22 protein-coding genes are annotated in these 22,940 nt (G+C 66.5%); 10 read left to right on the top strand and 12 right to left on the bottom strand.

Annotation, left to right across the window (positions count from 1 at the left end):
* Nucleotides 1–70 precede the first annotated feature (70 nt).
* Nucleotides 71–694: an HAD hydrolase-like protein gene (locus VZ068_RS03430; protein ID WP_349656908.1), complete on the top strand. Its 624-nt coding sequence runs from the start codon at nt 71–73 to the stop codon at nt 692–694.
* Nucleotides 695–1,197: 503 nt separating this feature from the next.
* Here the strand turns inward: VZ068_RS03430 and VZ068_RS03425 are convergent.
* The 9 genes from VZ068_RS03425 to mdcA form a co-directional block, all read right to left on the bottom strand.
* A complete protein-coding gene (locus tag VZ068_RS03425; RefSeq protein WP_349656907.1) occupies nt 1,198–1,917 on the bottom strand; it encodes a GntR family transcriptional regulator in 720 nt (239 codons plus the stop codon).
* 79 nt (nt 1,918–1,996) lie between these two features.
* Nucleotides 1,997–3,352, bottom strand: coding sequence for an SLC13 family permease (locus tag VZ068_RS03420; protein WP_259155591.1), 1,356 nt, complete (start codon nt 3,350–3,352; stop codon nt 1,997–1,999).
* Nucleotides 3,353–3,439: 87 nt separating this feature from the next.
* Nucleotides 3,440–4,360 carry a malonate decarboxylase subunit epsilon gene (gene mdcH, locus VZ068_RS03415; protein ID WP_349656906.1) on the bottom strand — a complete coding sequence of 307 codons (921 nt, stop codon included), beginning with the start codon at nt 4,358–4,360 and terminating at the stop codon, nt 3,440–3,442.
* A 172-nt stretch (nt 4,361–4,532) separates the two neighbouring features.
* Complete coding sequence (gene mdcB / locus VZ068_RS03410) at nt 4,533–5,402, bottom strand: triphosphoribosyl-dephospho-CoA synthase MdcB (RefSeq protein ID WP_349656905.1); 870 nt, start codon at nt 5,400–5,402, stop codon at nt 4,533–4,535.
* Nucleotides 5,399–6,040, bottom strand: a complete 642-nt coding sequence (gene mdcG, locus VZ068_RS03405; protein WP_349656904.1) for a malonate decarboxylase holo-[acyl-carrier-protein] synthase — start codon at nt 6,038–6,040, stop codon at nt 5,399–5,401. The genes mdcB and mdcG overlap by 4 nt, the downstream gene beginning before the upstream one ends.
* Before the next feature lie 2 nt (nt 6,041–6,042).
* Complete coding sequence (gene mdcE, locus VZ068_RS03400) at nt 6,043–6,747, bottom strand: biotin-independent malonate decarboxylase subunit gamma (protein ID WP_349656903.1); 705 nt, start codon at nt 6,745–6,747, stop codon at nt 6,043–6,045.
* Complete coding sequence (locus VZ068_RS03395) at nt 6,738–7,640, bottom strand: biotin-independent malonate decarboxylase subunit beta (protein WP_349657634.1); 903 nt, start codon at nt 7,638–7,640, stop codon at nt 6,738–6,740. Before VZ068_RS03395 ends, mdcE begins: the two co-directional genes overlap by 10 nt.
* A 291-nt stretch (nt 7,641–7,931) precedes the next feature.
* A complete protein-coding gene (mdcC, locus tag VZ068_RS03390; RefSeq protein WP_259155612.1) occupies nt 7,932–8,249 on the bottom strand; it encodes a malonate decarboxylase acyl carrier protein in 318 nt (105 codons plus the stop codon).
* Nucleotides 8,250–8,258: 9 nt separating this feature from the next.
* Nucleotides 8,259–9,905, bottom strand: a complete 1,647-nt coding sequence (gene mdcA / locus VZ068_RS03385; RefSeq protein WP_349656902.1) for a malonate decarboxylase subunit alpha — start codon at nt 9,903–9,905, stop codon at nt 8,259–8,261.
* Nucleotides 9,906–10,099: 194 nt separating this feature from the next.
* Between mdcA and VZ068_RS03380 the strand changes: the two genes are divergently transcribed.
* The 3 genes from VZ068_RS03380 to VZ068_RS03370 all read left to right on the top strand — a co-directional run bounded on the left by VZ068_RS03380 (nt 10,100) and on the right by VZ068_RS03370 (nt 12,878).
* A complete protein-coding gene (locus tag VZ068_RS03380) occupies nt 10,100–10,636 on the top strand; it encodes a PadR family transcriptional regulator (RefSeq protein WP_349657633.1) in 537 nt (178 codons plus the stop codon).
* 117 nt (nt 10,637–10,753) lie between these two features.
* Nucleotides 10,754–11,542: a siderophore-interacting protein gene (locus VZ068_RS03375; RefSeq protein WP_349656901.1), complete on the top strand. Its 789-nt coding sequence runs from the start codon at nt 10,754–10,756 to the stop codon at nt 11,540–11,542.
* A 907-nt stretch (nt 11,543–12,449) separates the two neighbouring features.
* A complete protein-coding gene (locus VZ068_RS03370) occupies nt 12,450–12,878 on the top strand; it encodes a hypothetical protein (protein WP_349656900.1) in 429 nt (142 codons plus the stop codon).
* A 95-nt stretch (nt 12,879–12,973) separates the two neighbouring features.
* On the opposite strand, the gene VZ068_RS03365 is transcribed toward VZ068_RS03370, so the two are convergent.
* Together VZ068_RS03365 and VZ068_RS03360 are read right to left on the bottom strand one after the other, a co-directional pair.
* On the bottom strand, nt 12,974–13,702 hold the full coding sequence (locus VZ068_RS03365) for a YceI family protein (RefSeq protein ID WP_259155638.1): 729 nt from the start codon (nt 13,700–13,702) through the stop codon (nt 12,974–12,976).
* 361 nt (nt 13,703–14,063) lie between these two features.
* Complete coding sequence (locus VZ068_RS03360) at nt 14,064–14,654, bottom strand: malonic semialdehyde reductase (RefSeq protein ID WP_259167475.1); 591 nt, start codon at nt 14,652–14,654, stop codon at nt 14,064–14,066.
* A 134-nt stretch (nt 14,655–14,788) separates the two neighbouring features.
* Between VZ068_RS03360 and VZ068_RS03355 the strand changes: the two genes are divergently transcribed.
* From VZ068_RS03355 to VZ068_RS03330, 6 genes are all read left to right on the top strand, one after another.
* Nucleotides 14,789–15,736 carry a mitochondrial fission ELM1 family protein gene (locus VZ068_RS03355; RefSeq protein WP_349656899.1) on the top strand — a complete coding sequence of 316 codons (948 nt, stop codon included), beginning with the start codon at nt 14,789–14,791 and terminating at the stop codon, nt 15,734–15,736.
* A 45-nt stretch (nt 15,737–15,781) separates the two neighbouring features.
* The gene (locus tag VZ068_RS03350) at nt 15,782–16,636 is read left to right on the top strand and encodes a DUF2145 domain-containing protein (RefSeq protein ID WP_349656898.1); all 855 of its coding nucleotides are present in this window, start codon (nt 15,782–15,784) and stop codon (nt 16,634–16,636) included.
* Entirely contained in the window at nt 16,633–17,142 is a 510-nt protein-coding gene (locus tag VZ068_RS03345) for a hypothetical protein (protein ID WP_349656897.1), read from the top strand. Before VZ068_RS03350 ends, VZ068_RS03345 begins: the two co-directional genes overlap by 4 nt.
* A 264-nt stretch (nt 17,143–17,406) precedes the next feature.
* Entirely contained in the window at nt 17,407–17,964 is a 558-nt protein-coding gene (locus VZ068_RS03340; RefSeq protein WP_349656896.1) for a VUT family protein, read from the top strand.
* A gap of 488 nt (nt 17,965–18,452) precedes the next feature.
* Nucleotides 18,453–19,481 (top strand): alpha/beta hydrolase, encoded by a 1,029-nt coding sequence (locus VZ068_RS03335; protein ID WP_349656895.1) that lies wholly within the window; start codon nt 18,453–18,455, stop codon nt 19,479–19,481.
* Between the two features lie 18 nt (nt 19,482–19,499).
* Nucleotides 19,500–20,000, top strand: coding sequence for a cyclophilin-like fold protein (locus VZ068_RS03330; protein WP_349656894.1), 501 nt, complete (start codon nt 19,500–19,502; stop codon nt 19,998–20,000).
* Nucleotides 20,001–20,076: 76 nt separating this feature from the next.
* Here VZ068_RS03330 and glnE read toward each other — a convergent pair whose 3' ends face one another.
* Entirely contained in the window at nt 20,077–22,902 is a 2,826-nt protein-coding gene (glnE, locus tag VZ068_RS03325) for a bifunctional [glutamate--ammonia ligase]-adenylyl-L-tyrosine phosphorylase/[glutamate--ammonia-ligase] adenylyltransferase (RefSeq protein WP_349656893.1), read from the bottom strand.
* Nucleotides 22,903–22,940: the final 38 nt, after the last annotated feature.

Genomic DNA, 22,940 nt, shown 5'->3' with positions numbered 1-22,940 from the left:
TGGGGACGTGTGTGCGTGCGGCATGTGGGCGTGCTTGGTTAGGCTATGACGCCCTGCTCGCTGCGTCGCAATGCCTGCACTGATCATTTTCGATTTCGACGGCACCCTGGCCGATTCGTTCGGCTTCTTTTTGAGCACGCAGCGCGCATTGGCCGCGCGGCACGGCTTTCGCGCAGCGCAAGCGCATGAAGTGGACGCCGCGCGCCGGCTGACCACGCGCGCGCTGCTCAAACAATCGGGATTGCCCGCCTGGCGCGTGCCGCTGGTGGCGGCCGACTTCATCCGCCTGATGCGCTCTGCGCCACCGGCCGCGCTCTTTCCCGGCATTGCGCAAACCGTGAGCGCGCTGCATGCCGGCGGCACGCGCCTGGCGGTGGTGTCGTCCAACTCGGTGGACAACGTGCAACGCGCGCTGGGCGAGGAACTGGGCACGAAGTTCGCCGTCATCGAGGGCGGCGCGCATCTGCTGGGCAAACAGCGGGCGCTGCGACGTGTCTTGCGTGCGACCTCGCACACCCCGGCGCAGGCGGTCTACGTGGGCGACCAGGTCGCTGACTGGGAAGCGGCCCAGGTGGTGGGATTGCCGTTCGCCGCGGTGGCCTGGGGCTATGCGCATCCGGACGTGTTTGCGGGATTGGCGGGGACGCAGCTGATCGAGCGCGTGGAAGAGCTGCTGGCACTGGGGGGGCGCTAGCTGCGGCCACGCCTGGCCGCGCTTGGGGCACCTGCTTTTGACCGCGGAGCCATAGGCAGGGTCTGCACTGAGCGACGGCCGGTCATTGGCACTGGCACCCCCTTCCTGGCCAGGCTCTGGCGCTCGCTGATGTTGGTGTTTGCGTAGTGAGCGGATGCTGTGTTCAGCGCTGTTGTTCTTGCTGTTGTTCAAGAGTCACCCGCCTGAAGGGTGCGGAAGCCTTTCACTTTGCCGTTGCTTAAGCGCTGTAGCTTTGGCGTTGTGGTTTAAGCACTGACGCTTGAACGCTGCGCTTGAAATTCCCGCAGGGCCAACAGGTGCATCCGTTGGAAATCCCTGGTAACCGCGCCTTCATCCGCCCTTCGGGCACCTTCTCCCGGAGGGAGAAGGAACTGCACTCAGCGAGTTTGGCGCCGTGCCGCGCGTGCTGCGCGTGGCACGGAGGGACACCCTTGAACACTGCGACGTGCGCCGCATGACCTTCCGAAACTACGCGCGGATGTCTACACCCCGCCCGACCGCGGCAATGGCGCCGGCACGTTCAACATCCCGCCCGCCGCCACGTAGGCCGCCAGCGCCTGGCCCTGGCTCAACAGATGTCCGTGCATGGTGCGCTCGGCCCCTTCGGCATCGCCGCGTCGCACGCAGTCCATCAACTGCCGGTGCTCGGCCAGCGACTGCGCCATCCGCCCCGGCGTCAGCAACTGCCGGCCACGGTGCATCTTCAAGATGCGATGCAGATCGTGGGTGACCCGGATCAACCACGGATTGCCTGCGTACTGCTGCACGGTCTCGTGGATCAGATAGTTGTTGCGGTAATACTCGGCCAGATCGCCTGAAGCGGCAGCCGCCTCCATCGCTGCATGCAGCTGTTCCAGACGCTGCACACCGGCCGCATCCAGGCGCTTGACCGCGTCATGCGCGCAGCGGCCTTCCAGCATCGCCATCACCGGGAACAACTGATTGAGATCTTCCAGCGTCAGCCGCGTGACCCGGCTGCCGCGGCCTGCATCCAGTTGCACCAGGCCCTCGGCCGCGAGCAGCTTGAGACTTTCGCGCAGCGGCGTACGGCTGATGCCCAGTTCTTCGGCCAGTGCCGGCTCGTCGATCCATTCGCCCGGCGGCAGCGCGTAGTCGTAGATCTTCTGGCGCAGGCGCTCGGCCACTTCCTCGTACAGCGGTACGCGCTTCTTGGCGTTGCGCGAATCAGGGGCGAGGGTCATGGCGGGCAGGTCGTCGGCAGCGGATCGGGGGCGCCCATTCTACGGGCGCGCCCGCCGACCCTGCCCACCGGCGGCAATCTCACAGCCAACCCGGCACCACGAACAGCAGCCACGCCGCCAGCGGCCCCAACAACACCACCAGCCCGCTATAGACCAGAAACCGGCGGAACAGCCCGTCGCGCTCTTCCTTGGCCGCCGAAGCCACCACCAGCGCGCCATTGGTGGAAAACGGGCTGACATCGACGATGGTGGACGACACCGCAAGCGCGCAGATCACCCCGGCCGCACCCAGCTGGCCCTGCATCAGGAACGGCACGGCCAGCGGAATGGTGGCGCCGAGCACCGCCGCCGACGAGGCGAACGCGGACACGATGCCGCCCACGTAGCACACCAGCAACGCGCCCAACAACGGCATGCCGATATGCGACACGCCGGTGCCGATGTAGTCCACCGCGCCGGCCTTTTCCAGCACCGCCACATAGGTGACCACGCCGCTGATCAGCAGCACCGTGGACCAGCTGATGCCATCCACTGCGCCCTTCTGCGCATTCGGCGAGATCAATGCCAACGCCACGGCCACGGTGATCGACACCAGGCCGACGTTGAGGTTGTAGACCAGCGCCGCCACGCCCAGACCCAGCAGGCCGACCAGCGTGATCACGCGATCGCGGGTGATGGACACCGCCTCCAGCGCCAGCGGGTCGGTGGACAAGGTGCCGCCGCCGGCCGCCACCAGCGCGCCGTGGCCTTCGATGGCAAAGCGACGCTGCGATGCCTGATCGCCACTGACCGGCACATACTGCGCATCGGCCAGCGACACTTCCTGCCGACGCATCAGCTTGAGCCCGCCGAAGGCGCAGAAGCAGATGATCGCCATCATCAGATTGAAACCCAGGCTGGTGAGGAATACCGCCATCTCGGTGACGTCCAGCCCGGCTTTTTCGACCACCTTGTTGGTGATGCCGCCGTACACGCTGATCGGCGAAAAGCCGCCGCCCTGCGCGCCATGGATCACCAGCAGGCCCATCATCAGCGGATTGATGCGGTACTGCTTGGCAAAGCGCAACGCCACCGGGCCGATGATGGCCACGGCCGCCGGCCCCAGCGCACCGAAGGCGGTGAGCAGGCCGGTGATGACGAACATCACCCACGGGATCGCCACGATGCGCCCGCGCACCGCGCGCACCGCCCAATGCACCAATAGATCGATCGTGCCGTTCTTCTGCGCGATGGCGAACAGATAGGTGATGCCGACCAGGGTCAGGAACAGGTCGCCGGGAAAGCCGGCCAGCACTTCCTTGCCATCCAGCCCCACCCACACGCCACCGACGATGAACGCCAGCGCGAAGGCCACTGCACCCATGTTGATGGGCAATGCGGTGGCCACGATGAACATGAGTACCAAGCCAAGAATCGTTGCAATTTGCGGGGTCATGCGCCCTCCCAGACACCTGATACGCGTACAGCACGGATGGCCACCCGCCATCCAAGGGTCACGCCGTGTACGACACCTGCCTGGTGGTCATGCCGCGCGTTCGCATGCGGCATTGACCCACTCCACAACGCCTTGGGTGCTATGGAAATCGTCGACCGACCGCGCTTGGCAGCCCGGCAGGATCTCGCGCGCCATGCGCGCCAGCGCGCTGCCGGGGCCGAGTTCGAGAAACACTCGCGCACCGCGTTCGGCGGCCTGCACCAGCACGTCGTGCCAGCGCACGGTCTGCGCGATCTGCGCGGCCAGGCTGTCGATCACCTGCGGCGGCGTGGCGACAGCGCGTGCGTCGATGCCGGCCAGTACGCGCACCGTCGGCGCGCGAATCGCCGCCTTGGTCAACGCTGTGGCGAAGGCATCGGCCGCGGCGTGTAGCCATGGCGTATGCGCAGGCACGCTGACCGGCAGCACGCTGGCGCGTGCGCCGCGCGCCTGCGCGTCGTCGCCCAGCGCCCGCAAGGCGGCGCGCGGCCCACCAAGCACGGCGTGGTCGTCGCCGTTGATGATGGCCACTGCTGCACCATGCGTCTTGCATAGGGAATCCAGCGTGGGCAGCGACAGGCCTGTCACGGCCATCAACCCGGCATCGTCGGGGCTGGCCGCATCCATCGCGCGCGCGCGAGTGGCCGCGAGCTGCAGACAGGTCTGGATATCGATGCTGCCGGCCACTGCGTGCGCAGCCAGCTCGCCGACGCTGTAACCCAGCACCAGCAGCGGTGTCGGCAGATGCGCGCGCAGCACCTGCCACTGCGCCAGGGTGCCTGCGCACACCAGCGGCTGGGCGACGGCATTGGCGTAGCGGCCAGGATCTGCGGCAAGGGTTTGCGGCGCGCCGCCAAGCACCTGACCTGCTGCAGCGAACACCGCGGCGGCGGCGGGCGCATCGGCAATCCGCGCGAACATGTCGGCGTGCTGGCCACCCTGGCCCGGGCAGAGGATGGCCAGAGTCATGCTGTGCGCCACGTGCATGCTGTCACACGACCGCGATGGCGACGCGCACGTGCGCTGCCGGCAATGTTGCCCGGCGCGTGGTGCAAGCAAGCGGCGGCATCTGTGCGACATGACGCGAAAGCGTGCAGCGTGCACAAGCGCGCTTGTGCGGCGGCGAAGGGCAGGCAACTGCTCATACCGTCTCCTGACGATGCAGGAACCACGCACACGCCAGCAGGTCCGCACTGCCGCCGGGGCTGAGACGACGCGCCACGAAGTGTCTGCCCATCGACGACAGCCGATCGCGCCAACCCGGTTGCGCGATACCGCCGTCAGCGAGAAAACTGCGCGCCTGCGCCTTGGCATATGCCAGACCGTCTGTGCCGCCACGATGCAGCAGATTGAGGTCGTCGACGTGCGCAACCAGCTGCATCAAGGTCTGCGCAAGCGCAGCGTCCTGTGTGGCGCCGCTGTCCAACGCGGCGCGCAGATGCGGCAGCGCGATCTCGCGCAGTAGCGGGTAGCCCGCTGCGGCCTGTTCGCGGACGCCGCCAACCTGGTACTGCGCACGCACGCGCTGGCCATTGCTGTGCGAATCCAGCGGCGCCGCGCGCAACGCCGCGCTCCACACCTGCACACCGTTGCAGACCGCCTCGGCAGATGGCCGGTGGCCGTGCGCCACGCGCAGGCGTGCGGCCTGTGCGGTAAGCAGGCCGAGGCTGAAGATCGCGCCGCGGTGGGTATTGATGCCGCCGGTGGCGCGCAGCATCGCCGCCTCGGCCGCGATGCCCAGATCGCGCAGGCGTGCGAAGGGAGCGTTGTCGCTGCCGGCCTGCGCGATGGCGACAAAATAGCCACGCAAGGCGAACAGGCTGCGCAGGAAGGTTGCGGCATCCATGTCGGCATGGCTGCCACTATCGAACGGCGTCACCAGCCCGGGCTTGGGCGCGCAGGCCAGTTCCGCGTGCAGTGCGCCAACGGCAAGCCGGCCGAGCCGGTGCGCAAGGCCGCGCGGCGCGGCAGGCACGTCGACACGGCGTATATCGCGAGCGTGTGCGCTCATGCCGCGGTCCTCCATTGAAACAACGCAGTCCGCGCCAACATGCGGCAGCCGTTGCCGGATTTCACCAGCACCTGCTGTGCATTGCCGGCGTACTCGCGCCAGTTCACTGCGATGTCGCCGGGGAGCAGCAACTCGCCATCGGCGCGCACGCCGTGGCGGTGTTCCCAGCGCTGCAACAACGCAACCACTGCCTGCGCCTGCCCGGGCGTCTCGATGGACCACAACAGATCCAGATCCGATTGCACATGCACATACGTCAAGCCCGTCAACGCCTGCCACGCAAAACTGCCAAACACGCGCGGATGCAGTGCGTCAGCCTGCGCGTGCGCTTGCAACGCCTGCAACGCGGGCTGCAGCGCGCCGGGTGCGTGGGCGATCACCGCATCCAACGACAACGGTGGGCTGCAGCGTGCGATTTCCACGACGCTGGCCTGCAATGCCAGACGTTGCTTGCCCTCGGCGGGCGGCAACGGCACGCCCAGGCGCAGGCTGCCCGGCGCTTCGGTCCCGTCGCCACGGGCCACCACCGCCGGCAGGCCTGCGGCAAACCAGCGCTGCAAGCGCGGCTGCGCGCCAGGCGTGTGCGCCTGCCACTGCGCATCGTCGCGCAACCACACCAGGGCGTGGCGCGGCGCCATGCTCAGGCCTCGCCCGCTGCCACGGCGGCAGCGACATCGCGCGCCAGGGTGCGGCCGCCGCGCTGCGCGCCCAGTGCGCGACGCTGGTCGCCATCGACGGGAGCGGCCAATGCGCCGAGCAGCGCCTGTGCCAGATCGCCGCCCCACAGCGAGTCCACCGCGCCCATGCGCACATAGTTCTCCACGCCCGGCGCAAACACCGGCGAGCTCTTGCTCAGCGCCTGCAAGGTGTCCACCGATTGCTTGGTGACACGGGACATCGCACGCAGATCCATCACGCGCACCTGCGCATCCGGCAATGCATGGATCTGATCGGCCATCAAACCGAACGACAGGAAGCCGCCGCTCACCGCTTCGCCATAGACCAGCGTGACAAGCCGCGCGCCGCGCCGGCGTGCCAGGTCCAGCGCACGCGCCAGATGCGCAAAATAGCCGTTGATGCCCAGCAATTCATCGCGACGTGCCAGGCGTTGCCCGGCGGTATCGGCCAGCATCACGATCGGCCGCTGCGGATGCGCACGGGTGCTGGCCAATACGGTGGCAGCCAGGGCCAGCGCGTGGTCCACGCCCACTTCCAGCCTGTTGGCGGTGCCGATCACCGTGACCTCGCCGGTGGCGGTGGCGGCGCTGCCGGTAAGCACATCGTGGTTGCGCGCGATGGCGTGGCCTAGCGGAAACAGCTGGTCGAGCAGTTGGCTCAGTTCCATGGTGTGCTCCGATCTGCAGTGGCCGCCAGGAAGGCGTCGGTGTCCAGCAGCGGCAGCCGCTGCGGATCGGCGATGCCCTGGCGCGCCCAGATGTCCAGGCCGTCGCGGCAATCGCCATACGCATCGATGCGCGCAGACAGTTGCTGATGTGCCTGCTCCAGGGCGTGCAGCGCTGCATCGCCGTCGGGCTCTGCAAGTGTGTCCAAGGTGCTGGCCGCGGCATCGGCAAACGCCGCGATGCGGTCGGCCACAAACACCTGCGCCTCGCCCAGCAGATAGCGGTGTTTGCCACCGGTCACGCGCCAGACCAGGGCGCGGTCGCGCGCGTCGAACTCTTCCACGCCGCGCACGGTTTCGATCACGTCCGGGCCGGACAGCGACAGGCGGCCTTCTTCGGACATGATCACCGTGCTGCAGCAGCGCACCACGATGCCCATGCCGCCGAACGCGCCATTGCCGCTACCGATCAGTGCCAACACCGGCACGCCGGCCGCGCGCGCGCCCAGCACGGCGCGCATGACTTCGGAAATCGCGATCAGGCCGGCATTGGCTTCATGCAGACGCACGCCACCGGTGTCGAGCAACAACAGCACCGCTGCCGGATGCGTGGCTGCCGCGCGTTCGAGCAGGCCGGTGAGCTTGGCGCCATGCACCTCGCCGACGCCACCGCCCATGAAGGCGCCCTGCTGCGCAGCGATCAGCACCGCGCGGCCACGCAGGCTGCCCTCGCCCACCACGATGCCGTCGTCGAAGGCCCCCGGCACGTCGAGCTGCGCCAGATGCGGGCTGACCAGGCGCCGACGCGGGCCGACGAATTCGCGAAAGCTGCCGGCGTCCAGCAGCCCGTCGATACGCTCGCGGGCATCGGCTTCGTAATAGCTGCGCTCGGCCATGGGGATGGTGGTGCTCATAAGGGTCTCCCGACAACATGCGTAGGAGCGCACCTGGGCGCGACCGCGGCGTTACCGGGAACGCCCGTCGCGCCCGGGTGCGCTCCTACGGGATCGCTGCGGTGTGCCGGTTCGTCGTAGCTGCGCTCGGGCATGGGGATGGTGGTGCTCATAAGAATCTCCCGACAACAGGCGTAGGAGCGCACCTGGGCGCGACCGCGGCATTACCGGGAAGGCCCGTCGCGCCCGGGTGCGCTCCTACGAGGTGGCGGGTGCGTGCTGGAAGGCGGCGGCTCATGCGGCGGCTCCCTGCAGCACATCGATCGCCTGCTCCAGACGCAGGCTCACCACCGCCGGTGTGGCGCCGACATCGTTGATGCTGATGCGCACATCGCGCAGCGGATGGCGTGCGGCGAAGTCGCCCAGCACCGCTTGCCAGATCGTGCCGAAACCGCGTGCGGCGGTCAGGATTTCAATCTCCATCGCACCGTCCAGCGGCACCCGCTCGACCAGCACTTCCAGGTTGCCGGAGGCGACCACGCCGACCAGCGCATGCTCCAGACCGGTGCGTGCACCGTGCTGGCCGTCAAAGCGATATCGCAGGGTTTCCATGCTGAGCCCTTACCAATTGCGGAAACGTTTCGGCGGGTCGTACAACCCCCCCGACCAGCGCACCAGATCCTTGACCGTGCGCGCGGCGAGCAGATCGCGGGTGGCATCGCGCGGACGGATGCCCAGATCTTCGGCCCGCTTGATGACGCCGCGATCGCGCAGGTTTTCGACCATGCGCTTGTCGCGCCCCAGGCCCACGGCGGTATAGCCGGACACACCGCGAATCGCCTGCTCGCGTTCTTCCGGCGTGCGGCACAACAACAGGTTGGCGATGCCTTCTTCGGTCAGCACATGGCTGACATCATCGCCGTAGATCATCACCGGCGGCAGCGGCATGTTGGCGCGTTCGGCCAGCTCCCAGGCATCGAGCCTGTCGACGAAGGCCGGCGCCATGTGTTCGCGGAAGGTTTCCACCATCTGCACCACCAGCTTGCGCCCGCGCGGCATCTCGCCCGGCCGTGCGGCTTCGCGTCCGGCCTTGAGCCAGGCAGCGCTGGCATGCCGGCGGCCGCGCGCATCCGAGCCCATGTTGGGCGCGCCGCCGAAGCCGGCGATGCGGTCGCGCGTGGCAGTGGAGCTATTGCCCTGCAGATCGATCTGCAGCGTAGACCCGATGAACATGTCGCAGGCATACAAACCGGCCGTCTGCGATAGCGCACGGTTGGACCGCATGCTGCCGTCGGCGCCGGTAAAGAACACATCCGGGCGGGCGGCGATGTAGTTTTCCATGCCCAGCTCGGAGCCGAACGAATGCACCGATTCGACGAAGCCCGATTCGATCGCCGGGATCAGCGCCGGATGCGGATTCAGTGCCCAGTGGCGACAGATCTTGCCTTTCAATCCCAGCGATTGCGCGTAGGTGGGCAGCAGCAGTTCGATTGCTGCGGTGTCGAAGCCGATGCCGTGATTGAGCCGGTCCACGCCGTACTCGGCGTAGATGCCCTTGATCGCCATCATCGCCATCAGCACCTGGATCTCCGAGATCAACGCCGGGTCGCGGGTAAACAGGGGTTCGATGTAATTGGGCTTGGGCGCTTCGGTCACGAAGTCGACCCAATCGGCCGGAATATCCACGCGCGGCAAGGTGTCGAGAATTTCGTTGACCTGCGCGATCACGATACCGCCCTTGAATGCGGTGGCTTCCACAATCACCGGCGTGTCTTCGGTATTGGGGCCGGTGTAGAGATTGCCGTGGCGGTCGGCGGCCTGCGCGGTGATCAGCGCGATGCGTGGGGTCAGGTCGATGAAATAGCGGCCGAACAATTCCAAATAGGTGTGGATGGCACCGATCTCGATGCGGCCTTCGCTGACCAGGCCGGCCAGACGTGCGGCCTGCGGGCCGGAGAACGAAAAATCCAGGCGTTTGGCGATGCCGCGCTCGAACACGTCCAGATGCGCGGCTAGCGACAGCACCGACTGCACCATGTGCAGGTCGTGCACGCGCGTGGGATCCACCTCGGTCAGGCAGCGCGCCAGGAAATCGGCCTGCTTCTGGTTGTTGCCCTCCAGGCACACCCGGTCGCCGGGCTCGATCACCGCCTCCAGCAGCGCCACCACATCGTTGGCGGCAACCACGCGGCCTTGCGGCGCCAGCGCGGCGGCACGCTGCAAGCGCTTGCGCCGGCTTTCGGCCTGGGTGTCCCACTGTCGACTCATCGCGATGCCTCACCGGGCCGAGCCCGTAATGTCGAAGTAATTACATCGTAATTATGGAGCTCGATCGTGTCTAGACGCGTTGCAGCATCGGCGAAGGACGTGACGACAGCCAGTCAGCAATGCGACAGCCAGACGCTTGCGGGCGCCGCCACTTCGATATATCGTTTTCGCGTGCTTCGATATATCGAATGAACATGACTCCCCGCCACCACAAGGTCTTGGCCGATCTGGATGCGTCAGATGGACACGCCTCCGGGCGCGGCGGTGCGCGCACCCGTCCGCTGGGGCATGGCGATCTGCGCCTGCTGCTGCTGGCCTTGATCGAACAGCACCCACGACACGGCTACGAGCTGATGCGGCAGATCGCGGCGCTGTTCAAAGGGCTGTACACGCCCAGCGCCGGCGCGATCTACCCGGCGCTGGCGCAGCTGGAAGCCGGCGGTTGGGTGCACACCGATCTGGAGCAGGGCCGCAAGCGGTATCGGATCACCGACACGGGCCGCAGCCATGCCGCCGATCAGCGCGATGCCCTGGATGCCGCACTGGCGCGCACCCATCGCCGCGCCCGCGAGCTGATCAAGGCACAGACACCCCCACCCATCCGCGAGGCGATTCACCGCATCAAGCACGGCCTGTTCGCACGGCACGGGCAGTGGAGCGAGGCCGAAACCGAACGGATTGCCGCACTGCTCAACGCCGCCGCCGACGGCATGGAGCAGGACGCACGCTGAGTGTTGAAGCATCGACGCCAGTCGATCGCCACTGGGTGCCGTGTCGCACGCCATCGCATCCGCCTCCCCCACCAACGCCGCGCCTGTGAGCGCGACACCATCAGGAATCGCACCACCATGGCTGCACACACCAATACCCAAGTTCGTCGCGACACGCGCCTACGCGACGTGCAGGTGATCCGTTGCGAGTCGATCACTCCGCAGATGCGCCGCATCGTCTTCCGCGGCAGCGAGCTGGCCGGCTTTCAAAGCGAAGCGCCGGACGATCACGTCAAACTGTTCTTCCCCAATGCCGATGGCGCCTTCGTGCTGCCGACCATGACCGCGGAAGGGCCGCGCTATGCCGAAGGCGCACTGCCCTCGCCCGGGCGCGACTACACGCCGCGCGCCTTCGATCCACAGAGCGGCGAGCTGAGCATCGATTTCGTGCTGCATGGCGATGGCGTGGCATCCACTTGGGCCGCACACGCCCGACCCGGCGACGCGCTGGCGATCGGCGGCCCGCGCGGCTCGTTCCTGGTGGCCGACGACTACGACCATTACGTGCTGATCGGCGACGAGACCGCGCTGCCGGCAATCGGCCGCTGGCTGGAATCGATGCCCGCCGACCTGCACGCAGACGTCTTTATCGAAGTGGCCGATGCCGACGAGCGGCAGGAGCTGATCAGCGCCGCCGATGTGGACGTGTACTGGCTGGAGCGTAATGGCTTCGATGCCGCCAGCAGCACCTTGCTGGAAGACAGCCTGCGCGATTACGAGCCACACGACGGCGACACCTTTTACTGGATCGGCGCCGAATCGATGCGTGCGCGGGCAATGCGCAAGTTCGTGGAAGAGCACCTGGGCGTGGACAAGGAATCGATCCGCGCAAAGGGGTACTGGAAAGCGCATCTGGCTGCGGAGTGAGGTCAAGCACTCCTGCCTCTGCCGATCAGTGGAGAGTGGCGAACAAACTACGTCGCATCTGACGAATGCCCAACCTTCGGAGTCGGAAACCTCGACCTGTAAGACCACTGGGCTGGCTTGCGAGACGGTCTGTGCTGTTACTTCTGCCGTACCAGCGCGTTCAAAGCGCGGTAAGGCGCATGCACATCAGTGATGACTGGAAACGGTCCTGCACCTGGGTTTGCTGCATCACCTCGAGCCGAACGCATCGTCAATAAGAAGCGCGTACCTACGACACAGCCCGCGCCGCAATACTTTCCAGATCAATTGGCTATCTCGTTTGAAATCGATGCAACCAAGCATCAGGAGGCATCCATTGCGAAGATAAATTCGATTATAAGGTGTCCCAGATGCTCATTAACATGAGCCGAGCACCCAACAACAAACACTGTAGGCTTGAAGCGATGCTTGACGAGCCAGACGCCTGAGCTTCATGAAAGAGACACCGACGGTATCGATCGTCTGATCTAAAGTTAACTGCAGAGGTCAGCCCGGACTTGCTATGCGCTCATGCAACACGGATGACACCTCGCACGCTGCATACTATTCCTCGGCGACAGGTCGCAATATCGATAATGCATCGATACGCAGTCGTCACCGGCTCAGGCTGTTCCAAAGGATCCGGCCATGAAGTGAGGGCTTGATACGTACGAACACGCATAGAAAGTGGCATGAGGTACAACGAACGCCGGATGACCCGATCATCATCAGTGCAGACTTACGTTCGGATGACGACGTTGAACAAGCGAACACAGCAACTATTGACACCCATAAATTCGCTTGTTAGAACGCAAACTCAAGGATTTCTAAATCTTTATCTGATCGGTGCACTATCACCGGATGGACCTGCTCAATCGAGAGGCTTCCCATGAAAGATATGAAGACAGATGAACTTCGCCGTTTTTTGATGGGAGCAGTTGCCATCGCGCTTTTGGCAGCCTCGCCTATCGCTGCTTACTCGGCTCAGCGAGCAAACACCACCGCCCTTCAACAGGCAACGCCGAGGAAACAGATATTAGAAGTGAAGGTTCGAGGTGATCTGAGCGGAAGGGAAATCGACCTTCAGCTAAGCCCAGGCGAAATCTCGCCAGTCCTGATTCTACCCGACAATAGAAAATACCGCGTCAAAGCCTCCATCATCCGTACGGACCACCTATTTGGTGACATCTACGCACTGGTGCTGGCAGATGCAAATGGAAGGACGCTTGCAGAAATGAATATTGCGGGAAACACGACCGCGACCTTCAGCGATCACCGCGTTCAGATATATCTACTTCCAATCGAGCAAGCCGCCTGATCAGGGATGATGCTCTCAAGGGTTTAGCTGCTTGAAATTTTCTCGAAAAAGTTAGGGCCCGCCAATGGCGGGCCCTAATGTGAGCTATTGCTTGATTACTTCGCAGCAGCGTCGCCGGCCTTGGCCTGCAGGGCCTCGGTGGTGATGCGGATCTTGACCTCGTCGCTGACGTTCGGGGCGTACTGGCCGACGCCGAAGTCGCTGCGCTTGATCGTGGTGGTGGCATCGAAACCGGCCGCCGGCACCTTCTTCATCGGGTGCTCGCCGGCACCGTTGAGGGTGACGTCCAGCACGACCGGCTTGGTCTGATCCTTGATGGTCAGGTCACCGGTGACGGTCAGCTTGTTGGTGCCAGCCGCTTCGACCTTGGTGCTCTTGAAGGTGGCGGTCGGGAACTTGGCCGCATCGAAGAAGTCGCCGCTCTTCAGGTGCTCGTCGAACTTGGCGGTGAAGCTGTTCAAGCCGGACAGCGGCAGGGTGACCTGCACGGTGGACTTGGTCACGTCGGCCGCGTCGTACACCAGGGTGCCGTCGACATTGCCGAAATGCGCGCTCGGGTTGGAGAAGCCGAAGTGGCTCCACTGCGCGATCACGTCGGTGTGGCTCGGATCCAGGGTGTAGGTGCCGGAGGCCACTTCCACGGCCGGAGCGGTCGAGGCGGCAGGCGTCGCAGCCGGGGCCGGAGTGGTGGCAGCGGCATCAGCCGGCGCAGTGGCGGCCGGGGTTTCGGCGGCCGGCGTGGCGGCGTTATCGGCCGGCTTGGAGCAGGCGGCGATGGCCAGGGTCAGGGCGAGCGGCAGCAGCAGTTTGTGGGTGGTCTTCATTGAAACTCCTTGAGATGAGGGACCGCATTGGATCAACGCGGATGGAACGGACGCAGACGGACGAGGACTGCAGGAAACTGTAGAACGGCAAACCTATCTTGCACGGCAGTGGTCAGAAGGCGAAGGACGGCTGGCCCGGAATGCGCAGTGGACACATGGCATCGGCCGCCTCCTGGCATCGGCCGCGCTCACTGGTGGATGGGCGCAATCGCTTGATCGACGACACACAGCAATACAGCACTACATGGAGCGATCGGTATCGGGCGGCAACCATGACGACCTGCCATGAGCGCAGGCAGACACGCCGAGGCAGTGATGTCGCAGCGGCGACGCCACACGCGGCGTTGCTCACTGCAGAGCATTACTCAAAGCGCGCCGCTTCATCGAAGCTCAGGCGCGGCGAGCGCGGGAACAGCCCGGCCGGGTCGCCGTAGCCAAGATTGATCAGGAAGTTGGACTTGATCGGCGTGCCGGCGAAGAACGCTTCATCCACCTTGGCATTGTCGAAACCCGACATCGGGCCGGCATCCAGGCCCAGCGCGCGCGCGGCCAGGATCAGATAGGCGCCCTGCAGCGAGCCGTTACGGAATGCGCCACTCACGCGCATCTCGCGCGCACCGTCGAACCAGCTCTTGGCATCGGCATGCGGGAACAGGTACGGCAGCTTTTCGTGGAAGTCTTCGTCGTGCGCCACGATCACCGTGACCGGCGCGGCCAGCGTCTTGGCCGCATTGCCTTCGGACAGCGCCGGCTTGAGCTTCTGCTTGCCCTGCGCCGTGGTCACGAACACGAACCGCCCCGGCGAACCGTTGGCCGCCGTCGGGCCCCACTTCAACAGGTCGTAAAGCTCGCGCAACTGCGCCTGGCTGACCGGCTTGTCGAGAAAGGCGTTTTGGGTGCGGGCGGTACGGAACAGCTGATCCAGTGCGGCAGCATTGAGCGAATCGGACATGAGCACTCCAGAATAAGGGATGGCGCGACGGTAAGCTGTGGCGCCGGCACCAGTGTGAAGACCCGCAGTGTAGAGTGGTGCGATTGCCGCCACACGCGTTCAATCTGAAACAAATCTATGTCGGATCTGAAACGATGGCGGTGACCTGGGCGCTGAGCGACGGCCGCGCCGGCAATGCACGCCAGGCCGAGGCACTGGCGCGGGCATTGCGCCCGGGGGTCTTCCAGCCAATCCATCTGCACCCTCAGCCGCCCTGGCGTTGGGCGGCGCCGCGTGTGCTGCCCGGCGCGCAGGCTGCTTTCGGTGCCGCATTCGCCCGGCAACTGCAGCAGCCGCCCGCCCTGGCCATCGGTTGCGGCCGCCAGGCGGCGCTGGCCACCCGGCTGCTGCGCGTCCGCGGCAGCCGTAGCGTGCAGATCCTGGACCCACGCCTGGATGCCCGCCACTGGGACCTGCTGATCGTGCCCGAGCACGATGCGTTGCGGGGCGAGAACGTGCTCACCCTGCTCGGCAGCCTGCACCCGGTGGACGATGCCTGGCTGGCGGACGGGCGTGCCGCGTTCCCGGCTCTGGGCCGCCTGCCCGGCCCACGGCTGGCGCTGCTGGTCGGCGGACCCACCACGCAGGTGCCATGGACAGCGCAGGATCTGGCCGCGCTGTGCACGCAGTTGCGCGCGCAACTGCGCGCGCTCGGCGGCAGCCTGCTGGTCACCGTCTCGCGGCGCACGCCAGCGGACGCAATCGCCCCACTGCGGACGGCCTGCAACGGCGTGCCACACCTGCTGTGGTGCGACGAACGCGACGGCCCCAATCCCTACGCCGGCCTGCTGGGGTGGGCCGATGCCATCGTGGCGACTGCCGACTCGGTCAACCTGTTGTCGGAGGCCTGCGCCACGCGCGTGCCGGTGACGGCCGCATTCGGCGACCGCGCCAGCGGGCGCGTCGGCCGCCATGTGCAGGCGCTGCGGCACCGTCAGCGGCTGCGTGCAGGCGATGAAGTTTTAGGTGCCGCGGCCGATATCCTGCCGGTGCGCGAAACCGAGCGCATCGCCCTGCAGGTGCGCGCGCGCCTGTCGCCGTGAATCACGCGCCCGACGATGGCGCCCGACACAAGGATGTTGCGATCGATGAAGCCACCCAGGAGCAAACATGCCATCGGACGGGCGGTCACGCTGGCACTGCTGGCCGCCTTGCCGTTGGCCGCAGCCGCAACGCCTGCATGCGTGCCGCGCTACCCCACGCCGCAGGCCACCGCTGCGATGTTCGACATGGCCAGCGACACCGCGCAGGCGCTGGATGCATTGCCCGATGCGCAGGTCGTGCTGTTGGCGCGCGGCGGCCAGGACCTGAGCCGTTATGGCCTCAAACATAGCCACCTGGCATTTGCGCTGCGCGACGAGGATGGTCTGTGGCGCGTGCGGCACCTGCTCAATCGCTGCAAGAGCGACGCGTCCCGGCTGTATGTGGAAGGCCTGAGCAATTTTGTCGGCGAAAGCGCATTGAGCAGCGACCTGCGCGTAGGCATCCCGACCCGCGCAGTGCAGCAACGGCTGCACGATCTGCTGAGCGGCAGCGGCAACATCGCCCACCGGCTGCATGAAACGCGCTACAGCATCGTGGCGTATCCGTTCTCCACCGAATATCAGAATTCCAACCAATGGGTGCTGGAAGTGCTGGCGGTCGCGTTGGCGGCGCAAGCGCAACCGCCGGAACTGATTGACGACCGCCGCAAGGCGCAAGCCTGGTTGCGTGCCGCGCGCTACCACCCCAGCATCCTGCATCTGGATCTGCGCCAGCGCCTGGGCGCGCGCTTCGTCGCCGCCAATGCCGCAACCTCGGACCACCCCGCCGGTGAGCGGGTGTCCGGCGATTATTCGGTGGTCACGGTCGAATCAATCTTCGACTTCCTGCATCAACGCGACGCCGTCCTGCAGGAACTGTCTATTGCTCGCGTCGTCGACACAGCTGGAGAAACGCCATGATGCACGCCCGTTCCTGTCTCGCTGCGGGAGCATGCCTGTTCGCTGCCCTGGCCGTGCCCTGCGCGCACGCCGGCGAAGCGACCACACCCGGTGAAAAATCCGAGTTCTATTCTGCGCTGGCGTTGGCCACGCCGGTGCTGGCCGCGTCCGCTGTGGTGGGATCGGTCTTTGCCCCACCGGTTGCAGCTTATAACGCATTGGCCGAGTCACGTCGCGAGACACGCGCGCACAAGCTGCCGGCAATGCGCGTGGAGGCCGTCGATACCCTGCCCGAAGGCGCACGCCAGGTGCGCCTGCAGGATCCGCAACAGGCCGAAACCACTGCGGTACTGCAATGGCCGGCACGCCAGGACGACCCCGCCGCAGGCTTCCGCGTCGGCGAGGTGGTGACGTTCCAGCCCAGCCCCGCCGGCAGTGGCTGGACCGTGCATGCGCCGCAGGGCCAGGCCCAGGCCTTCCTGCCGACCGGCGATGCAGTGGTCAACAGCAGCAGTCGCGTCTGGTGAGTTCAGTGAGCCGCCGGGGCGACGCAACCAAGGCACCGTAACGCCGCCCTGGTCGCAGCATCACGATTACGGCCGATCGCGCCATTGGCCTGCGGCGACGGGCAACCCACGCCATCGCACCGGGCCCGCTTGTGCGCTTGCCCCAACCACCTGCACCTCCGGCGCTCGCATCCATCTATCGCGCTCGTACACTAGCGACCTGCGCGCGTTGCCGATCGCCAGCGACACCCGCGCCCTCCGCTCTGTTTGCACCGTATCGCTGCCATGTCCTCCGCACCCCCTGCCCCGTTTGCTCCACTTACCGCCCGCGCACTGAGTTGGGCGGTGCTGGCGATGGGCGCGGTGGTGCTGCTGTCCAACATCCTGGTGCAGTACCCGATCAACGACTGGCTGACCTGGGGCGCGTTCTCGTATCCATTGGCGTTTTTGGTCAGCAACCTGATCAATCGCCGCTTTGGCCCGCGTGCGGCGCGCACGGTGGCCTGGTGCGGGTTCGCACTGGCGGTGGTGTTGTCGATCTGGTTGGCGACGCCGCGCATTGCGGCGGCCTCGTGCACGGCCTTCATCGCGGCGCAGCTGCTGGATATCACCGTGTTCGACCGGCTGCGCAACGGCAGCTGGTGGCGCGCGCCCATCGTGGCCACCACCTGCAGCGCCACGCTGGATACCGCGCTTTTCTGGAGCATCGCCTTTGCCGGTGCATCGCTGCCGTGGCTGAGCTGGGCTGCAGGCGATCTGGCGGTGAAGCTGGGCATGGGCGTGTTCCTGCTCGGGCCGTTCCGCGCGTTGCTGTGGCGTAGCGCACCTCGGGCGAACAACTGAATCACCGTTGGGTCATCGCAGCGTTGCACACACAGGCCTGTGCGCTGCAGACGATCGGTCGGCGCCATCGGTACGCCGTCGGCGCACACCGCCTGCATGGCGGCCAGGCCGCGTCACGTCGCGGTGTGCGCGGCACCTCACACGACTCATGAAACACCCGCATGAAGGCATGCGCGTGGCAGTAATGCTCTGGCGCAGCGCCTGACCTACATTGGGCCACCGCAAGGCGCACCACCGCGGCAGCAGGTGGGTACGCAAAGCGCGCAGTAGACAACCAGTGGCGTGACCATGCAGACATCGCGGCGGACCGCTTGCACACGGTGATGCAGCGCGGTCGTCGGCAACATCGCAATGGCCAATGCCGCAGCGCTGCCGGTGCCCGCACGGCGTCGCCCGTTCGCCGCACACCTAATCCCTTCATCCACCGGCAAATGCAACCGCAAAGGCACACAGGTGCGGGCGGCGTGCACCTTCATGAGAGCCACACCATGCAACTGCGCATCCTCCTTGTGGTGCTCTTGCTCGTTTCATTCCCAACGCCAGGAGCAGACATGTCCAGCGGTGCCGATAATTTCTACACCAGCAATGCGGTGACCATGCAAAAGGTCACTTTCAAGAATCAGTACCGGATGACCGTGGCCGGCAACCTGTTCGTGCCCAAGGGTCTGGACACCAGCAAGCGGCATCCGGCCGTTGTGGTCGGGCATCCGATGGGGGCGGTCAAGGAACAAAGCGCCAATCTCTACGCCACCAAACTTGCCGAGCAGGGCTTTGTGACGCTGTCGCTGGACCTGTCGTTCTGGGGCGAAAGCGAGGGGCAGCCGCGCAATGCGGTGTCGCCGGACATCTATGCGGAAGACTTCAGCGCGGCGGTGGATTTCCTGGAAACGCAGGCGTTTGTCGATCGCGAGCAGATCGGCGCGCTGGGTATCTGCGGCAGCGGCAGCTTCGTGATCAGCGCGGCCAAGATCGACCCGCGCATGCGCGCGATCGCAACGGTGAGCATGTACGACATGGGCGCGGCCAACCGCAATGGCCTGCGTCACGGGCTCAGCCTGGCGCAGCGCAAGCAGATCATCGCTGCGGCCGCCAAACAACGCACTGCCGAATTCAGCGGCGGGCCGGTGGAGTACACCGGCGGCACGGTCCTGGCGCTGACGCCGCAGTCCACGCCGATCGAGCGCGAGTTCTACGATTTCTATCGGACACCGCGCGGACGGTACACGCCCAAGGGTCAGTCGCCCGAACACACCACCCGCCCGACGCTGACCAGCAACGTCAAGTTCATGAACTTCTACCCGTTCAACGACATCGAGAGCATTTCGCCGCGCGCGATGCTGTTCATTACCGGCGAGAAAGCGCATTCGCGCGAGTTCAGCGAAGAGGCCTACCGTCTGGCCGGCCAACCCAGGCAACTGGTGATCGTGCCGGGCGCAGGACATGTGGACCTGTACGACCGCGTGGATCTGATTCCATTCGACACGCTCACCGCGTTCTTCCGCGACCACCTGCAGTAATCCACGAGGACAGCGCCGATGCCGATCCTTCGCTCCAGCGCCTGCCTGCGCACCCTGGTGCTGGGGTGCGCCGTCCTGGTCGCCGCCTGCCCGGCTGCAACGCCAACGGCGGCGACCGCCCCACCGACACCGGAGCGCGCGATGCGTATCACCCTCACCATCGGCAACGAAGTCGTCGAAGCCGAACTGGTCGATCACTCGGCCACGCGCGACCTGCTGGCGCGGCTGCCGATGACCGTGTCTTTCGAAGACTTCCATGCCAGCGAGAAGATCAGCTACCTGCCGAATAAACTCGATCTGAGTGCCGTTGGCCCTGCCGGCCCGGCGCAGGTGGGCGACCTGATGTATTACGCGCCGTGGGGCAACCTGGCGGTGTTCTACCGCGGCTATACGCCATCGCGCGATCTGGTGCGCCTGGGGCGGATCGTGTCCAACCCGCAGGCGCTGACACGCTCGGCCGGCTTCACCGCGACCATCGCGCGTGCGCAGCCTGCGGCTGCGGCATCGCCACCGCACTGACGCGGCCGATCACAACCGGCTCGCCGCTGCGCTGCGCATGGCGTGCTGCCATCACCTGCACACATCATGCAATGCCTCACGCACGCGGTTCGTCCCTGCCGCGCGGGAACGCCAGGCCTTGCGCCTGCGCGATCGCGAAGATGCTGCCGGTGGCCTGCTGGATGGCGGCGGTAGGCGTGATCAGGCGCGGGCGCCGGTCCAGCGTGCAGGCCAGCCCGGCCTCCACCAGCGTGGCATGTGCGTCGTGCAGCGTTTGCGCGGCAGTGCCGGGCAGCCACTGCGCCTGCACCAGTGCATCGATCAAGGCCGGCGTGTCGCAGACCTGCAGCAGCGGCGGATGCTGCGCCGCCTGGCCCAGCACACCGGCCTGCAGCAGGAATTCCAGATCCACCAGGCCGCCGGCGCCCTGCTTGAGATCCAGCCGGCCGGCATCGCTGCGATCGAGTTCGGCGCGCATGCGTGCGCGCATCTTGCGCACGTCTTCGTGCAGCAGCGCAGTGTCGCGCACGCGCGCCAGCGTCTGGCGACGCACCTGTGTAAAGGCCTCGCACAACGACGCGTCGCCCGCGACCGCGCGTGCGCGCACCAGCGCCTGATGCTCCCAGGTCCACGCGCGCTCGCGCTGATACTCGCGGTAGCTGGCCAGCGACGACACCAGCGCCCCCTTGCCGCCATCCGGGCGCAGCCGCACATCGATGTCGTACAGGCGGCCGGCGCCGGTTTCGGCCGCGAGCAACGCCATCACCTTCTGCGCAAAGCGTGCGAACCAGCGCCCGGCCTCCAACGGCCGTTTGCCGTCCGAGCTTTCCACCGCGCGCGGATGATCGTAGAGAAACACCAGGTCCAGATCCGAGCCGAAGCCCAGTTCCAACCCACCCAGGCTGCCGTAGCCGATGATGGCGAACGTGCCGCCGGGCACCTGCCCGTGCGCGGCAACCAGCTCCACGCGCGCCAGCTGCAGGACGGTCTGCACCACCGCCTCGGCAAGCCAGGCCAGTTGCCGGGTGCTGTCCACCGCAAGCTGGCGGCCGTCGAGCGTAGCCAGCGCGATGCGGAAGCTCAGCGCCAGCCGGCGTTCGTTGAGTTCGCGCAGGGCCGCCTCGGTATCGTCGATCTGCAGCGTGTCGGCACACGCCGCCTGCAGGGCCGCGCGATCCGGCAATGGCCCGCTGATGCGGGTGTCGAGCAGCTCGTCCAGCAGCAGCGGGTACGCGGCCAGGCGCTCGGCCAGCAGCGCGCTGCGCGAAAGCACATCGACCAGGCGCGCGAGCGCGCTGGGTTGTTCGTCCAGCAGCGCCAGATAGCTGGTGCGACGCAAGGTGGCCTGCAACAGGCCCAGCATGCGTCGCACGGCCGCATCGGGCTGGCTGGCGCGCGTGGCCGCGTGCAGCAGCGCCGGCATCACCCGATCCAGCCGCGCACGCGCGGTGTCCGACAGCGCACGCACGCCGGACGACTGCGCAAAATCGCTCAGCACCTGATGCGCGTTGCCGGGATCGTGCAAGCCGATGCCCCGCAACGGCGCCGCATCGCCCTCGGGCAATGCGCGCCAGTAATCGGCCAGCGCATCCGGCGCGCTGGCACGCACGCGCGGCGCCAGCAACTCGGCAAATTCCGCCGCCACCCAGCTGCGATGCGGGGCCAGCGCGTCCAGCAGCGCCGGCCAGTCCGCATGGCCCAGGCCCAACGCAATCCGCTCGCGGTCCAGCGGCGCCTGCGGCAAGGCATGGGTCTGGGCATCGCGCAGCATCTGCAGGCGGTTTTCCAGACGCCGCAAGAAGCGATACGCCTCGGTCAAGGCCGCACCGTTGTCCGCTTCGATCTGGCCTGCGGCCACCAGCGCCTGCAACGCGGGCAACAGGCGTCGTTCGCGCAGCGCGGGCTCGCGTCCGGCGCGGATCAGTTGCAGCGATTGCGCAAGAAACTCGATCTCGCGAATGCCGCCGGGCCCGCGCTTGATGTCGTCCAGCCGGTCGTGCCGCGCCACTTCGGCAGTGATGGCGGCCTTCATTTCGCGCAGGCCGTCCAGTGCGGTGAAATCCAGGTAGCGCCGGTAGACGAACGGCCGCAGCGTCTCCAGCCACGCCTCGCCGGCGGCGATGTCGCCTGCCACCGCGCGCGCCTTGAGCCAGGCATAGCGCTCCCAATCGCGGCCCTCGCGCTGGAAGTACTGGTCCATGCCGGTGAACGACAACGCCACGCGGCCGGCGGTGCCGAATGGCCGCAGGCGCAGATCCACGCGGTGACTGAACCCGTCGGCAGTGGTCTCGTCGAGCAGCTTGGCCAGTTGCTGGCCCAGGCGCGCGAAATATTCCTCGGCCGCCAGCGGGCGCGCGTCGTCGGACTGCCCGCCCTGCGGGTAGGCATAGACCAGATCCACATCCGAGGAGAAATTCAGCTCGCCGCCGCCGAGTTTGCCCAGCCCGAACACCACCAGCCGCTGCACGCTGCCGTCGTCGGCCATCACCTGCCCGTGGCGGCTGTCGAACTGCTGCTCCAGCGCCTGCAGTGCGCATTGCAGGCAGGTTTCCGCCAACCGGGTCGCACCGGCAAGCGTGTCGTCCACGCTGTCCAGCCCCAGCACGTCGCGCCACACCAGGCGGGTGGATTCGGCGGCGCGGTAGCGCCGTAACTGCGCCGCCCAGGCCTGCGGCTGCGCCGGGTCCAGCGTCGGTACCGGCAGCGGCGGCGGATCGGCCTGGGCCAGGTGCTGCAGCAAGGCGGGCTGACGCGCCAGGGTTTCCAGCGCGAAGTCGCTGACCAGCGCCACCTGTTCGAGCGCTGACGCAAGATCGCCGCCAGGCCAGGGTTGCTCGGCCGGGACGGCCTGGCGGACACGCGCCACGGCCCGCTCGATCAGAGCGGTGAGCGCAGGAGAAGCGGAGGAAATGGGTAGCGACATGCGCCGATTCTGGCATCCCGCCACGACAGTGGCATGTA

Origin of the sequence: Xanthomonas sp. 10-10 (assembly GCF_040182365.1) — a bacterium.
Taxonomy (GTDB): Bacteria; Pseudomonadota; Gammaproteobacteria; order Xanthomonadales; family Xanthomonadaceae; genus Xanthomonas; species Xanthomonas arboricola_F.
The sequence above is the reverse complement of the archived record's forward strand: the minus strand, read 5'-3'. Positions and strand labels throughout refer to the sequence as shown.

Bases quoted from the DNA above. Each gene is read 5' to 3' on its own strand.
- mdcE (WP_349656903.1), bottom strand. From the start codon at position 6,747: ATGGAACTGAGCCAACTGCTCGACCAGCTGTTTCCGCTAGGCCACGCC.
- VZ068_RS03360 (WP_259167475.1), bottom strand. From the start codon at position 14,654: ATGTCCGATTCGCTCAATGCTGCCGCACTGGATCAGCTGTTCCGTACC.
- mdcA (WP_349656902.1), bottom strand. From the start codon at position 9,905: ATGAGTCGACAGTGGGACACCCAGGCCGAAAGCCGGCGCAAGCGCTTG.
- mdcB (WP_349656905.1), bottom strand. From the start codon at position 5,402: ATGAGCGCACACGCTCGCGATATACGCCGTGTCGACGTGCCTGCCGCG.
- VZ068_RS03395 (WP_349657634.1), bottom strand. From the start codon at position 7,640: ATGGCCGAGCGCAGCTATTACGAAGCCGATGCCCGCGAGCGTATCGAC.
- VZ068_RS03365 (WP_259155638.1), bottom strand. From the start codon at position 13,702: ATGAAGACCACCCACAAACTGCTGCTGCCGCTCGCCCTGACCCTGGCC.
- mdcH (WP_349656906.1), bottom strand. From the start codon at position 4,360: ATGACTCTGGCCATCCTCTGCCCGGGCCAGGGTGGCCAGCACGCCGAC.
- VZ068_RS03370 (WP_349656900.1), top strand. From the start codon at position 12,450: ATGAAAGATATGAAGACAGATGAACTTCGCCGTTTTTTGATGGGAGCA.
- VZ068_RS03345 (WP_349656897.1), top strand. From the start codon at position 16,633: ATGATGCACGCCCGTTCCTGTCTCGCTGCGGGAGCATGCCTGTTCGCT.
- glnE (WP_349656893.1), bottom strand. From the start codon at position 22,902: ATGTCGCTACCCATTTCCTCCGCTTCTCCTGCGCTCACCGCTCTGATC.
- VZ068_RS03420 (WP_259155591.1), bottom strand. From the start codon at position 3,352: ATGACCCCGCAAATTGCAACGATTCTTGGCTTGGTACTCATGTTCATC.
- mdcC (WP_259155612.1), bottom strand. From the start codon at position 8,249: ATGGAAACCCTGCGATATCGCTTTGACGGCCAGCACGGTGCACGCACC.
- VZ068_RS03355 (WP_349656899.1), top strand. From the start codon at position 14,789: ATGGCGGTGACCTGGGCGCTGAGCGACGGCCGCGCCGGCAATGCACGC.
- VZ068_RS03350 (WP_349656898.1), top strand. From the start codon at position 15,782: ATGAAGCCACCCAGGAGCAAACATGCCATCGGACGGGCGGTCACGCTG.
- VZ068_RS03430 (WP_349656908.1), top strand. From the start codon at position 71: ATGCCTGCACTGATCATTTTCGATTTCGACGGCACCCTGGCCGATTCG.
- VZ068_RS03380 (WP_349657633.1), top strand. From the start codon at position 10,100: ATGACTCCCCGCCACCACAAGGTCTTGGCCGATCTGGATGCGTCAGAT.
- mdcG (WP_349656904.1), bottom strand. From the start codon at position 6,040: ATGGCGCCGCGCCACGCCCTGGTGTGGTTGCGCGACGATGCGCAGTGG.
- VZ068_RS03335 (WP_349656895.1), top strand. From the start codon at position 18,453: ATGCAACTGCGCATCCTCCTTGTGGTGCTCTTGCTCGTTTCATTCCCA.
- VZ068_RS03375 (WP_349656901.1), top strand. From the start codon at position 10,754: ATGGCTGCACACACCAATACCCAAGTTCGTCGCGACACGCGCCTACGC.
- VZ068_RS03340 (WP_349656896.1), top strand. From the start codon at position 17,407: ATGTCCTCCGCACCCCCTGCCCCGTTTGCTCCACTTACCGCCCGCGCA.
- VZ068_RS03425 (WP_349656907.1), bottom strand. From the start codon at position 1,917: ATGACCCTCGCCCCTGATTCGCGCAACGCCAAGAAGCGCGTACCGCTG.
- VZ068_RS03330 (WP_349656894.1), top strand. From the start codon at position 19,500: ATGCCGATCCTTCGCTCCAGCGCCTGCCTGCGCACCCTGGTGCTGGGG.